Source organism: Stenotrophomonas tumulicola (genome assembly GCF_014117215.1).
GTDB lineage: Bacteria > Pseudomonadota > Gammaproteobacteria > Xanthomonadales > Xanthomonadaceae > Stenotrophomonas > Stenotrophomonas tumulicola.
Genome location: NZ_JACGXS010000004.1, coordinates 1 through 13179 on the forward strand (window position 1 = coordinate 1; position 13179 = coordinate 13179).

General features: G+C 66.3%; 13 protein-coding genes and 1 rRNA gene. 8 read left to right on the top strand and 6 right to left on the bottom strand.

Features of this window, described 5'->3' with window-relative positions; genetic code table 11:
• Positions 1 to 3: 3 nt before the first annotated feature.
• Positions 4 to 118, top strand: a 5S ribosomal RNA gene (gene rrf, locus H4O11_RS09495).
• An 87-nt stretch (positions 119 to 205) separates the two neighbouring features.
• Here the strand turns inward: rrf and H4O11_RS09500 are convergent.
• From H4O11_RS09500 to hemH, 3 genes are all read right to left on the bottom strand, one after another.
• Positions 206 to 793: a hypothetical protein gene (locus H4O11_RS09500; RefSeq protein WP_182339182.1), complete on the bottom strand. Its 588-nt coding sequence runs from the start codon at positions 791 to 793 to the stop codon at positions 206 to 208.
• Between the two features lie 350 nt (positions 794 to 1143).
• On the bottom strand, positions 1144 to 2004 hold the full coding sequence (locus tag H4O11_RS09505) for an alpha/beta fold hydrolase (protein WP_220466678.1): 861 nt from the start codon (positions 2002 to 2004) through the stop codon (positions 1144 to 1146).
• Positions 2004 to 2966 carry a ferrochelatase gene (hemH, locus tag H4O11_RS09510; protein WP_182339184.1) on the bottom strand — a complete coding sequence of 321 codons (963 nt, stop codon included), beginning with the start codon at positions 2964 to 2966 and terminating at the stop codon, positions 2004 to 2006. Before hemH ends, H4O11_RS09505 begins: the two co-directional genes overlap by 1 nt.
• 162 nt (positions 2967 to 3128) lie before the next feature.
• Between hemH and H4O11_RS09515 the strand changes: the two genes are divergently transcribed.
• The 4 genes from H4O11_RS09515 to tatC all read left to right on the top strand — a co-directional run bounded on the left by H4O11_RS09515 (position 3129) and on the right by tatC (position 5461).
• A complete protein-coding gene (locus H4O11_RS09515; RefSeq protein ID WP_182339185.1) occupies positions 3129 to 4022 on the top strand; it encodes a lipid-binding SYLF domain-containing protein in 894 nt (297 codons plus the stop codon).
• Positions 4023 to 4100: 78 nt separating this feature from the next.
• Positions 4101 to 4328 carry a Sec-independent protein translocase subunit TatA gene (gene tatA, locus H4O11_RS09520; RefSeq protein WP_182339186.1) on the top strand — a complete coding sequence of 76 codons (228 nt, stop codon included), beginning with the start codon at positions 4101 to 4103 and terminating at the stop codon, positions 4326 to 4328.
• Between the two features lie 15 nt (positions 4329 to 4343).
• Entirely contained in the window at positions 4344 to 4718 is a 375-nt protein-coding gene (tatB, locus tag H4O11_RS09525; RefSeq protein WP_425506031.1) for a Sec-independent protein translocase protein TatB, read from the top strand.
• The gene (gene tatC / locus H4O11_RS09530; RefSeq protein WP_182339187.1) at positions 4715 to 5461 is read left to right on the top strand and encodes a twin-arginine translocase subunit TatC; all 747 of its coding nucleotides are present in this window, start codon (positions 4715 to 4717) and stop codon (positions 5459 to 5461) included. The genes tatB and tatC overlap by 4 nt, the downstream gene beginning before the upstream one ends.
• Before the next feature lie 79 nt (positions 5462 to 5540).
• Here the strand turns inward: tatC and H4O11_RS09535 are convergent, their stop codons facing one another.
• Genes H4O11_RS09535 through H4O11_RS09545 form a run of 3 tightly spaced genes read right to left on the bottom strand, consistent with a single transcriptional unit; the run spans position 5541 to position 9040 of the window.
• The gene (locus H4O11_RS09535; RefSeq protein WP_182339188.1) at positions 5541 to 6440 is read right to left on the bottom strand and encodes a BPSS1780 family membrane protein; all 900 of its coding nucleotides are present in this window, start codon (positions 6438 to 6440) and stop codon (positions 5541 to 5543) included.
• A gap of 52 nt (positions 6441 to 6492) precedes the next feature.
• A complete protein-coding gene (locus H4O11_RS09540) occupies positions 6493 to 7239 on the bottom strand; it encodes a glutamine amidotransferase (protein WP_182339189.1) in 747 nt (248 codons plus the stop codon).
• Positions 7211 to 9040: a GspE/PulE family protein gene (locus H4O11_RS09545; protein ID WP_182339190.1), complete on the bottom strand. Its 1830-nt coding sequence runs from the start codon at positions 9038 to 9040 to the stop codon at positions 7211 to 7213. The genes H4O11_RS09540 and H4O11_RS09545 overlap by 29 nt, the downstream gene beginning before the upstream one ends.
• A 131-nt stretch (positions 9041 to 9171) precedes the next feature.
• Between H4O11_RS09545 and glyQ the strand changes: the two genes are divergently transcribed.
• The 3 genes from glyQ to H4O11_RS09560 all read left to right on the top strand — a co-directional run bounded on the left by glyQ (position 9172) and on the right by H4O11_RS09560 (position 13123).
• On the top strand, positions 9172 to 10092 hold the full coding sequence (gene glyQ / locus H4O11_RS09550; protein ID WP_182339191.1) for a glycine--tRNA ligase subunit alpha: 921 nt from the start codon (positions 9172 to 9174) through the stop codon (positions 10090 to 10092).
• 69 nt (positions 10093 to 10161) lie between these two features.
• On the top strand, positions 10162 to 12231 hold the full coding sequence (gene glyS, locus H4O11_RS09555) for a glycine--tRNA ligase subunit beta (RefSeq protein ID WP_182339192.1): 2070 nt from the start codon (positions 10162 to 10164) through the stop codon (positions 12229 to 12231).
• Positions 12232 to 12517: 286 nt separating this feature from the next.
• Positions 12518 to 13123 carry a helix-turn-helix domain-containing protein gene (locus H4O11_RS09560; protein ID WP_182339193.1) on the top strand — a complete coding sequence of 202 codons (606 nt, stop codon included), beginning with the start codon at positions 12518 to 12520 and terminating at the stop codon, positions 13121 to 13123.
• Positions 13124 to 13179 lie beyond the last annotated feature (56 nt).

The window sequence follows — 13179 nt, forward strand, 5'->3', positions numbered from 1 at the left end:
CTCCCTGGTGAAATTAGCGCTGTGGAACCACCCGATCCCATCCCGAACTCGGAAGTGAAACGCAGCTGCGCCGATGGTAGTGTGGCTCAAGCCATGCGAGAGTAGGTCATCGCCAGGGTTTATACCCAAAAACCCCGCTGCTCACGCAGCGGGGTTTTTTTCATGCGTTGAAACAATACCCTTACGCCGAACCATGCTCGAGGTTTCATTTCGATGCAGACGGGGCTGATGGTGCATGCCGCAGGGCATCTTCGTGCAAGGCATCGAGCAGCTTTTTCAGGGTGGGTTCCTGCAGTGCCGTGGCAAGGTCGGTTTGCAGCAACGCGGCAATGCGGGCCAGATAGCGCGTTGCTTCTCCCGATCCTTCGGCATCAACAGGGCCGCGTGCCCCCATGCGTTCGACTGCTTCCACATGCACGTTGAACCATGCCATCACCGCGCCGCGCAGCGGGGCGAGCGCGTCATCCCGTGCCAACGCTGCACGGAACATTGGCGATGCTGCAAGCCCGGTCGGGGACAGCGTGGTCGCCTGGTCCAATGCCAGCTGCAAACGCTGCGCCTGGAATTCGGCCGGGTCGGCCGGACAGGTGCCAGGAAGTCCCTGTAGTACCTCGGCAGCAAGGTGCCGGGTGAACCTCGTCCATGACTGGCGAAGTTCGCCGGCGGCCCGGTTCATGGCGTGGTGCTCGGCAACGGTCAGCTGTGCATAGGAGGACGGCTCTGCTGTCCGTGCCGGAGACAGGCAGTGGTCGACCACACGTTCGATCACCGACTGCAGGGACAGATGCTGCACCGTGCTGGACGAACGGCTCCCGGGGTCCGGCCGGTTGGGGGGAAGGGGGCCTGTTGCCAGCAGCGTAGACGATGGGGATGTAGCTGCCGGTGCCGATGCCGATGCCGGCCCGGTACGGGTACACGTCGTGTTTCCCGGCAGATTGCGGATATCGCGGGGAATCCCCCGCGGCGTGGAATGTGGCCGTCCAGGGACATCGTCCGTACGTGTGATCCGGCGGATCTCGAGCACGCTGGGCGGGTCGGGGAAGCGGGAAGGCGATGTTCGCATGGCGTCCTCCAGGTAGGCCGCTGTCTTGCGGCTCACCCATCAGATGCCAGGATCAACGCGCGGCCGCTTCCACTTCCAGCTCATCCGCAACGCGCGGTGGCTACCGACTCAAGAAACCTCGATATGACTTCCGCCACGGCGGCCGGCGACTCCATATGCACATGATGCGTGCCCGGCAGTACCGCCAGGCGTCCGTCGCGCAGGTGGCGCAGCCGGTCCGTCCGCAAGGGCTCCGGATAATACGCCTGTGCAGGCGTAGCGTAGATGACCTGGACCGGACAGGCGATGGCCTGCAACAGGTTGTCGATCTGCCCTTCGCTCATCCGGATCGCGGTGGGTGCCATCAAGCGCGGGTCGCTGCACCAGCTGAAACCACCGGGGACCTCGCGCACGCCACGCTCCACCAGCAATCGCGCGCTTTCCGCGCTGAGCTGGTTGACCATCATCCGTGCGCGGACCGGCGCGGCCAGGTCCGGGAACACCCGCAGGCGCTTGGTTGCCATTCCCCGCATCGCTTCCACGTGGTCGCGCAGGCGCTGTGCGGCCTCGTCATCGGGTCCGCGCAGGCCACCCAGCGCCTCGATGGCGATCACGCGGTCCACGCGATCGGAAACGGCCGCGGTCAGGCTGGCGATGCCGGCCCCCATCGAATGCCCCAACAGGGTGAAGCGATCCCAGCCCAGCGCGTCGGCGACATCGAGGACATGGCAGATCGCGGCGGGCGTGGAATAACTGGCACCGGTGGGCAGGTGCGCACTGTGGCCATGGCCGGGCAGGTCCAGCAGCACCAGGTCGAGATCGGGCAGGTGCCCGGCAAGTGGCACGAAGCTGGCTGCATTGTCCAGCCAGCCATGCAGCGCCAGTACGCGTGGGCCGTTGCCGCCGCGGCGCAAGCCACTGACTGCCTGCCCCGCTACCATCATCGAAAACGGATGCGGCATCACCTGAACGCCCCCTTCGCCAGTCGCGCCAGCGCCGCCGCATGCCCGGGATCGTCATTCAGGCAGGGGATATAGCGCATCCGGGCGCCGCGCTCGGCGAGCGTGTGGGCGAAGCCCATCGCGACCTCCTCCAGCGTCTCCAGGCAATCGGTAGCGAAACCCGGGCACACCACGTCGATTGTCTTCACCCCGCGTTCGGCCAGCGCCCACAGGCTTGGCTCGGCATAAGGCTGCAACCATTTCTCGCGTCCGAAGCGCGATTGATAGCCCAATTGCCATTCATCCGGTGACAGGCCCAGCGCCGAGGCAATGGCTGCCGCACTGGCTTCGCACTGCCGGGCATAGGGGTCGCCGGCATCGACCAGGCGTTGCGGGATGCCATGGAACGAAAACATCAGCTTCTCGCCCCGGCCGTGCTGCGCCCACCATCGCCGAATCGAGTCCGCCACCGCGCAGATCCATTGCGGATCGATGGAATACTCGCCGACCATGGTCACTTCTACCTGGGGATTCCGGAGCTGCCAGCGGGCGACCAGGTCCTCCACCGACGCGGTGGTGGTGGTGGAGTACTGCGGGTACAGCGGCAGCACCACGATGCGCCGCGTACCGGCGGCCACCAGTGCATCCAGTTCCCTGCATAGTGCCGGCTGCCCGTAGCGCATCGCGGCGCGCACGGCGATACCGGGCAATTCGGCCTGCATCGCCTGCGCCAGCCGCTGGGTATGCACCATCAGCGGCGAGCCTTCCGGCAGCCAGACCAAGGCATATTTTTCCGCGGAGCGGCCGCTGCGCAGCGGCAGGATCAGCCCATGCAGCAATGGCTTCCACAGCAGCGCAGGAAGGGCCACCACACGCGGGTCGGACAGGAATTCAGCCAGATAACGCCGGACCGCAGGGGCAGTGGGCGTTTCGGGCGTGCCTAGGTTCACCGCCAGCACGGCGGAATCGGGTGCGTCGAGCATGGCGTATTGTCGCCGATCCCGTCCGGTAGGGTGATGAGACGGTTGGATCGGTCTCATCGGTCCTGTGAACAGGTGACGGGGCTGCTCACTGCCGATTCATTTGAATAGCCCTACTTTCAGTAAGTTGCTATATCTTCTTCGTGAACCGATACGGAGTCTGTCATGCGTCGCCTTCGCCTTTCCCTGCTGATCACCGCTGGTCTGTTGCTGACCAGCCAGGCCGCGCTGGCTGGTCCCCAGGAAGACCAGCGCGCCCGCAACGCGGTCCGTGTACTGGCTGAAATCCAGGACATCCCCGAACAGGGCATCCCGGACAAACTGCTTGACGAGGGCCGTGCGGTCATCGTCATTCCTGACACCATCAAGGCCGGCCTGGTCATCGGCGGGCGCCGCGGGCATGGTCTGATGTCGGTCAAGCTGCCCGACGGCAGTTGGTCCAATCCCGTGTTCATGAAGCTGACGGGCGGCAGTATCGGCTTCCAGGCGGGCGTGCAGTCCTCCGACGTGGTGCTGGTGTTCCGCAACGACCGCAGCCTGGATAACCTGGTCAACGGCAAGTTCACCCTGGGCGCAGACGCTGGCGTGGCGGCCGGTCCGGTCGGTCGCAATGCGGCCGCGGCCACCGACGGCCAGCTGAAGGCGGAGATCTGGTCGTGGTCGCGCGCCCGCGGCCTGTTCGCTGGCGTGGCGCTGGATGGCGCGGTGCTGCAGATCGATGACGCGGCCAATCTGGACGCCTATGGCAGCGGCACGACCCCGCGGATGATCTTCGAGGGGCGCGCCGTGGGCGCGCCGTCGATGGACGTGGTGGCCTTCCGCGACCGCCTGGAGGAGGCCACGTACGCCGCGCGCAACAACCGGGGCTCCAATGGTGGCGTCGCTCCGGCGCCACGCGCGACGGCAGCGGGCCCGGCTCCCGAGGTGACGCCGCCGCCGACCGCCGAAGCCACCACCGCCCCCCTGCAGAACGTGCCTGGCACGACGACGCCGCCGCAGCAGGGCTTCCAGCCCGTTACCGACGGCGAGATCCGTACCGAGTCTCTGGACGGAAACTGACTTCCAGCATGCGCGCCGGCCCCCGGTCGGTGCGCTATGCTCGGGGTCCTGATCATTGAAAATAATTGCGAGTGACTCATGGGCAGTTTCAGCATCTGGCATTGGTTGATCGTGCTGGCCGTGGTCCTGTTGGTGTTCGGCACCAAGCGCCTTACCAGCGGCGCGAAAGACCTCGGTTCGGCGGTCAAGGAATTCAAGAAAGGCATGCGTGACGACGACAAGCCTGGCGCACAGCTCGGGGACGAGTCACGCAGCCAGGATGCCGCGCGCAGTGCGCAGGAAGAGCGCGACCGCGATCCGCGTTGATCCGGAGGGCCTGCGGTGTTTGATATCGGCTTCAGCGAGCTACTGGTCATCGCGATCGTGGCATTGGTCGTGCTCGGCCCTGAGCGGCTGCCCAAGGCAGCGCGTTTTGCCGGGCTGTGGGTGCGGCGTGCGCGCAACCAGTGGGATTCGGTGAAACAGGAACTGGAACGCGAGCTGCAGGCCGAGGACATCAAGCGGCAGATGCAGGACGTACGCCAGTCGATGCAGGACACCGAGAATGAACTGCGTGCCAGTGGCGAAGCCGCACGGCGCCAGGTGCAGGATGTGGACGACCAGGGACGTTCGCTGGTGGACGAAGTGAAGGCAACGGCCGAATCCGCCGATGCCGATGCCGCGACGCAGCCGGTGGAACCGGAGTCCAGGCCATGAGCGCGCCCGAGTTCGGCGAAAGCTCGCTGGTGGAACATCTGGTGGAACTGCGCGCGCGCCTGGTGCGCGGGCTGCTGGGGCTGGGCATCGTGCTGCTGGGCTTGTTGCCCTTTACCCGCACGCTGTACACCTATGTGGCCGAACCGCTGATCTCGCAGCTGCCCAATGGGCAGTCGATGATCGCCATCAATCCGGCGGGCGCGTTTTTCGCGCCGCTCAAGCTGACCTTCTTCATCGCCCTGTTCGTGTCGATGCCATGGCTGCTCTACCAGCTGTGGGCTTTCGTCGCGCCGGGCCTGTACGCACGCGAAAAGCGCCTGGCCATGCCGCTGTTGGCCTCTTCGGTAGCCCTGTTCTACCTGGGGTGTGCCTTCGCCTACTACCTGGTGCTGCCGGCGGTATTCCACTTCCTCACCACGTTCCGGCCGGAAGTCATCGCCATCACGCCCGATGCCAACGCTTACCTGGACTTCGTGCTGGCCATCTTCTTCGCCTTCGGCGGCAGCTTCGAGCTGCCGGTGGCGATGGTCATCCTGGTGCTGCTGGGCTGGGTGACCCCGCAACAGTTCAAGGAAGGTCGTGGCTACGCGATCGTCGGCATCTTCGTGCTGGCCGCCGTGCTCACCCCGCCGGACGTGGTCTCGCAGCTGATGCTGGCGCTGCCGATGTGCCTGCTCTACGAGCTCGGGATCCATGCCTCGAAGTGGCTGGTTCCGTCCACCGCACGGCAGACCGACTCCTGATCCGAAAAAGGGGACGGAGGGGATTAAGTCGTAATCGGCCACAGCCGATTACGACTTAATCCCCTCCGTCCCCTTTTTGTCAGGCGTGGAACACGCTGGGGGGGCCGCTCTCCGGCAATGCCGGCGGCACGTCTCCCTGGCCGAACATCTGCTTCCAGGCGGTGTAGACCGCACCGGCGAACAACGGCATCACCACGCCCATCAGCGCCAGCTGCGCCACGAACAGCGCCAGCATCGCACCGCCTACCAGCTGGGCCAGCATCGCCACGATCATCACCAGGAAATAGACGGCGAACACCGCCACGAAGGCGAGCAGGAAGAACACCGCCATCGGCAGCAGGTTGTGCGCACATGCGCGCAGGCTCAGGCGCAGCGCCTGCAGGCCGTTGCGCTGTTCGAACATCACCTGCGGCGACAAGGTGAACAAGGCCAGTGCCACCGCGATGAACACCACCAGCACGCACAGCAGCCACAGCAGGATGCGGCCGGCCGGCAGGCTGGCGGCCAGCGCTTCCATCTCTGCCGGGCTGGGCTGGGCGCCGGATTGGCTGATCTCGTTGAGCTTGGACATCACTTCGCTGAGCTGGCCCAGGCCGGAGCTGCCGATCAACAGCAGCAGCAGGATGCCCAGCACCAGCCCTGCCACCAGCTGCGGCAGCAACGCGACCAGCAGATGCGGCGCACGCCCATCGTGCGTGCCTTGCAGCAGGTGCGCCGGCAGCGCAGGACGCCCTTGGTCGACTTCGCGCACGGCCCATACCAGCCCGCCGAAGATCAGTGGGCCGGCCAGTGCCATGAGCAACTGCGCCGGCAGCGCCAGCACGGGTGCCAGGGTCGCCAATGAGGTGACCAGCAGCGCGATCAGTGCCCAGATCACACCCAGGCTGCCCAGCCCGATCGGCGCTTTGCGCAGCAGGGTGAAACCGGAAACCAGCCATTCCGCACCGGCCGATGCCGGAAGCTTGCGAATCTCGCTCATACGATTCCGAAGTACAGGGGGGAGCACAGGGCGCTTGCCCTGCGTCCGCTGATTATCCCTGTTTTGCGAGCGCGCGACCTGAAGCGCCGCGGGCCTGGCGCACGAAGCGGCGTAGCAGCTGCCTGGCCAGCGGCGCGGCCGTGACCGCACGTTCGATGCTGCGCGCGCAGCCACCGTGCTGGGTGATGCACTGCGCCCGCGCACGCACGTAGCCGCGCATGTGGTGGGTGGCAAACTCCGGATGGAACTGCACGCCCCAGGCGCGGTCGCCCCAGCGGAACGCATGGCAGCCGTCCAGCTTCGAGCGGGCCAGCACCGCCGCGCCATCCGGTGCGCGCAGCACCGTCTGCATATGCGTGGCGTGGGCCGGAAAACGGGCGGGCAACCCGTGGAACAGCGGGTCATCGCCTGCGGCCGGGTCCAGCGACAGTTCGATCGTGCCCGATTCGCGCCCGGCCGGGTTGTAGTCGACCTGCCCACCTAGGGCATGCGCCAGCAGTTGGTGGCCGTAACAGATGCCAAAGACCGGTGTGCCTCCGTGCACCGCCTCGCGCAGCCAGGCCGCGCTGCGCTCGCTCCAGTCGGCGCGGTCGGTCACATAGGCAGCCGAACCGCTGACCAGCACGCCTGCGTAATCGCTGACGTCCGGCAGGTGTTCGCCATGCTCGGCATCCACCACCACCGTCTCGTGCAGCTCCAGCCCGGCAGCCACGCGGATCCAGTGTGGAAAACGCCCATAGCGGCGCAGCGATGCCAACGGGCGGCCGGTTTCAACGATCAGGAAAGGCAGTGGGTTCATCCGCGGGGGGCACGACTGACAGGACTTCCTCGATTGTAGTCAGCCCAAGGGCTACCTTTTCAAGGCCTGCCTGGCGCAATGTGCGTAGGCCCTCGCCCCTGGCGGCACGCGCAAAACCGGCCAGGTCCATGTCCGCGCGGATCTGCCCGCGCAGCCGCGAGCCCAATGGCAGCAGCTCATACAGCCCGATCCGGCCGAGAAAACCGGTCCGCCGGCACTCCAGGCAACCCACTGGCCGGTACGGCGTGGCGGCATCTGGATATGCCATCTGGCCATCAGCCAACACCGCCCAATCCGCCGTTTCCAGGACGTGCGGCAGCTTGCAGTGCGGGCACAGCGTGCGCACCAGGCGCTGGGCGAGGATGCCGTTGAGGGTGGATGACAGCAGGTAATGCGGTACGCCCAGGTCAAGCAGGCGGGTGATCGCCGAGGGCGCATCGTTGGTATGCAGCGTCGACAGCACCAGATGGCCGGTCAGCGAAGCCTGCACCGCCATCTGGGCGGTTTCCAGGTCGCGGATCTCGCCGATCATGATGATGTCCGGGTCCTGTCGCAGCAGGGTGCGTACGCCGCTGGCGAAATCCAGCTCGATGTTGGCCTGCACCTGCATCTGGTTGAACTCGGGCGCGATCATCTCGATCGGGTCCTCCACCGTGCACACGTTCACGTCCGGCGTGGCCAACCGCTTGAGCGTGGAATACAAGGTGGTGGTCTTGCCGGATCCGGTCGGCCCGGTGACCAGCACGATGCCGTGTGGACGCTCGACCAGGGCGTTCCAGCCCGCTGCTTCCTGCGCGCTGAAGCCCAGCTGGTCGATGCTCTTGAATGCCGAGTCCGGGTCGAAGATGCGCATCACGCATTTTTCGCCGAAGGCAGTGGGCATGGTGGAGATGCGCATCTCCACTTCCCGTCCACCGGGCGAGCGGGTCTTGATGCGGCCGTCCTGCGGGCGCCTGCGTTCGCCCAGGTCCATCCGGCCCAGTACCTTGATCCGGCTGACCACGGCGGTCATCACCGCAGGTGGCACCTCGAAGACCTTGTGCAGGACGCCGTCGATGCGGAAGCGCATGCGCCCCATGTCGCGGCGCGGCTCCAGGTGGATGTCCGACGCGCGCTGCTCATAGGCGTACTGCAGCAGCCAGTCGACGATATGCACGATGTGCTGGTCGTCCGCGTTGACATCGCCGGCACGCCCCAGCTCCACCAGCTGCTCGAAACTGGGCAGGGTGCTGGTGCCTTCGGCGCGGGCATCGCCCCGGGCACCACGGACCGAACGGGTGACGCCGTAGAACTCCATCGTGTAACGGTGCAGGTCCAGCGGATTGACCATCGCCAGTTCCAACCGGCGGCGGGTCAGGTGCTGCAGGTCCAGGCTCCATTCCCGTGCCAGCGGTTCGCTGGTCGCCACCAGCACCCGTTCGCTGTCCACGGCCAGGGGCAGGAAGCGATGGCGCCGTGCGTAGGCATGCGACACCAGCGACGTGACGCTGGCCACGTCCACCCGGGTCGGATCGATGCGCAGGTAGCGCGTGCCGGTGCGCTGCGCCAGCCACTCGGTCAACCGCTCCAGTCCGAGCTCGCCGCCCGCGTTGGCGGCCAGCTTCAGGTTGGCCAGCAGTACCAGGGGATGGACGTCGCTGGCATTGCGTGCGCCCTGGGCGGAAAACCGCATCCGTTGGGTGTCGTGCGTGGCTACCAGGCCGTCGGCCACCAGGGCCTCGGCGACCTGGTCGAACAGCAGCCTCCCGGCGGGCAGGGGCAGGCGGTTGGCAGGAGACGACATCTTCGGGTGCTGCTCCATCCGCCAGGTTCCTCGATCACGCATGCCGCAGGGGAAAAGCGCCTGCGCCGATGGTCCGGGTCGCTGCCCGCGCCCGGCGCTGGTCGCTCGTTATACTAGCGCACCCCTTTCGCAGGCCAAGAAACGTCCGCATGTCCGCGACCCCGACCGTTCCGATCACCTTCCAGGGCCTGATCCAGACCCTGAACCAGTACTGGGCGCAGCAGGGCTGCGTGCTGATCCAGCCACTCGACCTGGAAGTAGGGGCGGGCACCTTCCACCCGGCCACGTTCCTGCGCGCGATCGGTCCGGAGACGTGGAACGCTGCCTACGTGCAGCCCTCGCGGCGGCCGACGGACGGCCGCTACGGCGACAACCCGAACCGCCTGCAGCGCTACTACCAGTACCAGGTGGCGATGAAGCCGGCGCCGGACAACATCCAGCAGTTGTACCTGGATTCGCTCAAGGCGGTGGGCATCGACCCGCTCGTGCACGACCTGCGCTTCGTCGAGGACAACTGGGAATCGCCGACGCTGGGCGCCTGGGGCCTGGGCTGGGAAGTGTGGCTAAACGGCATGGAAGTGACCCAGTTCACTTACTTCCAGCAGGCCGGTGGGTTGGAGTGCCGGCCGGTGCTGGGCGAGATCACCTACGGTCTCGAGCGCCTGTGCATGTACCTGCAGAACTGCGACAACGTCTATGACCTGGTGTGGACCTATGGTCCTGATGGCACGCCGGTGACCTATGGCGATGTCTACCACCAGAATGAAGTGGAGCAGAGCACCTACAACTTCGAACATGCCGACGTCGCCGAAATGTTCCATCGTTTCGACGCCTGCGAACGCGAAGCGAAGAAGCTGGTCGAGCTGGGCCTGCCGCTGCCGGCCTATGAGCAGGTGACCAAGGCCAGCCATGCCTTCAACCTGCTCGATGCGCGCCGTGCGATCAGCGTGACCGAACGCCAGCGCTACATCCTGCGCGTGCGTGCGCTGGCCCAGGGCGTGGCACAGGCGTATTACGAGCAGCGCGAAAAGCTTGGTTTCCCGGGCGCGAAAGCCACTGCGCAGGGCTGAGCCGCACCCTTCCCCGAACACCGGGCGCCGGCCGCGTCGCGCGCTGCGTCCCACCACAGGATTGAACCGATGAGCCAACTGTCTCCCCTGCTGATCGAACTGGGCACCGAAGAGCTGCCGGTCAAGGCACTGCCGGGCCTGGCCCAGGCGTTCTTCGATGGCATCGTCGATGGCCTGCGCAAGCGTGGCGTCGAACTGGAGCTGGGCGACGCCCGCCCGCTGTCCACCCCGCGCCGCCTGGCGGTGCTGTTGCCAGGGGTGGGGATGCAGCAGCCGGAGCAGCGCAGTGAAGTGCTCGGCCCGTACCTGAACATCGCGCTGGATGCCGATGGCCAGCCGACCAGGGCGCTGCAGGGCTTTGCCGCCAAGGCCGGGATCGACTGGACCGCGCTGGAGAAGACCAGCGACGGCAAGGGTGAGCGCTTCGTCCACCGCGCGGTGAAGCCGGGTGCACGTACCGCCGAGCTGCTGCCGGACGTGCTGCGCGAAGCCATCGCCGCGATGCCGATCCCCAAGCCGATGCGCTGGGGTGACCATCCGTGGGGCTTCGCACGGCCGGTACATTGGCTGGTGCTGCTGCACGGCAGCGAGGTGGTGGATGCCGAACTGTTCGGACTCAAGGCTGATCGCATGAGCCGTGGCCACCGCTTCCTGCACGACAAGACCGTGTGGCTGACCCAGCCGCAGGATTACGTGGAATCACTGCGTTCGGCCTTCGTGCTGGTGGACCCACGGCTGCGTCGCGAGCGCATCGTCGCCGAAGTACAGGCTGCTGCCGCGCAGGCCGGTGGCCAGGCGCGGATCACCGACGACAATCTCGAGCAGGTGGTGAACCTGGTCGAATGGCCGTCGGCGGTGTTGTGCAGTTTCGAACGCGCGTTCCTGGCGGTACCGCAGGAAGCGCTGATCGAGACGATGGAAATCAACCAGAAATTCTTCCCGGTGCTGGACTCCGCCGGCAAGCTGACCGAAAAGTTCATCGGCATCGCCAACATCGAATCCAGGGACGTGGCCGAAGTGGCCAAGGGCTATGAGCGGGTGATCCGCCCGCGCTTCGCCGACGCCAAGTTCTTCTTCGACGAAGACCTGAAGCAGGGGCTGGAGTCGATGGGTGAAGGCCTCAGGACGGTTACCTACCAGGCAAAGCTCGGCAGCGTGGCCGACAAGGTCGCACGCGTGGTGGCGCTGGCCGAGGTGATCGCGCCCCAAGTGGGGGCCGATCCGGCGCTGGCGCGCCGCGCCGCGCTGCTGGCAAAGAACGACCTGCAGTCGCGCATGGTCAACGAGTTCCCCGAACTGCAGGGCATCGCCGGCCGCCACTACGCCCTGACCGGCGGCGAGTCACCTGAAGTGGCGCTGGCCATCGACGAGGCTTACCAGCCGCGGTTTGGCGGCGATGACATCGCGCTGTCGCCACTGGGCAAGGTGCTGGCCATTGCCGAGCGCCTGGACACCTTGGCGGGTGGTTTTGCCGCCGGGCTGAAGCCGACCGGCAACAAGGATCCGTTCGCCCTGCGTCGCAACGCATTGGGACTGGCGCGCACGATCATCGAGAGTGGTTTCGAGCTGGACCTGCGCGCGCTGCTGGCACAGGCCAACACGGCGCTTGCAGCCCGCGGCGTGCAGGCCGAGGTGGCGGAGCTGTATGACTTCATCCTCGAGCGCCTGCGTGGCTATTACGCCGACAAGGGCGTTCCGGCATCGCACTTCAATGCGGTGGCTGAGCTGAAGCCTGCATCGCTGTACGATTTCGATCGCCGCGCCGACGCAATCGGCACGTTTGCCTCGCTTCCGGAAGCACCGGCGCTGGCGGCGGCGAACAAGCGCATCGGCAACATCCTGCGCAAGGCCGACATCGACATCCCGGGGCAGGTGGATCCAGCGCTGCTGCAGGAAGACGCAGAGCGCGCACTGGCCGAAGCGGTCGCGGCGGCCATCGACGATACCGGTGCCAGCCTGCAGCAGAAGGATTACGTCAGCGTACTGGAACGCCTGGCACGCGTGCGTCCGCAGGTCGATGCGTTCTTCGACCAGGTGATGGTCAACGCCGACGATCTGGCGGTACGTGGCAACCGGCTTGCGCTGCTCAAGCGCCTGGCCGACCGTTTCGACGCCGTGGCATCGCTGGCCCAGCTGTAACCCGTCAACGCGCGCGCCGGATCCCCCGGCGCTGCACGTCGATCCTGCCTTCGTGCAACGGCGCACGAAAACGCAACTTGGCCCATAGCCGGCCACGCCATGACGCAACAACATCTGCGTCATGTCGTACGTTTCCCCTACCCGCCATCCGCTGCCTCCGCCCGCACGACCAGACGCCGCTCCGTGCGTGGTCCCGCGTGCTGATTCGATCCTGCTGGTTGCCGACGCAGGTGGCGCCGAGATCCACCTCGGGGGCGCCACCGGCCCTGCGGCCGCGCGCCAGCCGTTGTGGATCGAGCCCGGCAAGGCGCATCTGCTCGCCACCGGTGAACGCGCCCTCAGGCTCCACGGCACCGGGTTCCAGGCGCTGCCCCTGCCAGGCTTCCTCATCCGCCTGCTTGCCTTCCACGATCACGCCATGGATCTGCAGCGCAGCCTGGTGGGCGACAAGCGCCAGCCGGCGCTGCTCGCCATCGACGGCGACCTGAAGGAACCCGAGGCCGCGCAGCGCTGGGTAATGGGGCAGCTGCTGGAAGGCAGGCCGGTCTTCCACGATGTCGCCGCGCGCTGGGCGCGGCGCGAAGCGTACCAGCTGGTGCGCTTCGTACTCGAAAATCCCGACGACGGCGTCCAGCAGCTTGCTGATCGCTACGGCCTGTCCGTCGCGCAGTTCCGCCGCATCGGCCGCAAGGCATTTGGTCGTTCGTTGAAAGAGCAGCTGCGCCTGTTGCGTGCGCGGCGGGTCCTGCATCGCTATGCCGACACAGGGCACACCTTTACCCGGCTCTCCTCCGACTTCGGCTTCTCTTCGCCATCCCATTTCTGCAGTGAGATCAAATCCCTGCTCGGCAGATCACCGAGCTCCATCTTCCATTACGTCAATTCACCTTGAAACGCTCGATACCCACCTTCCTCGTCATCGGGATGCTCGTCTCGTGCGTCTGGTCC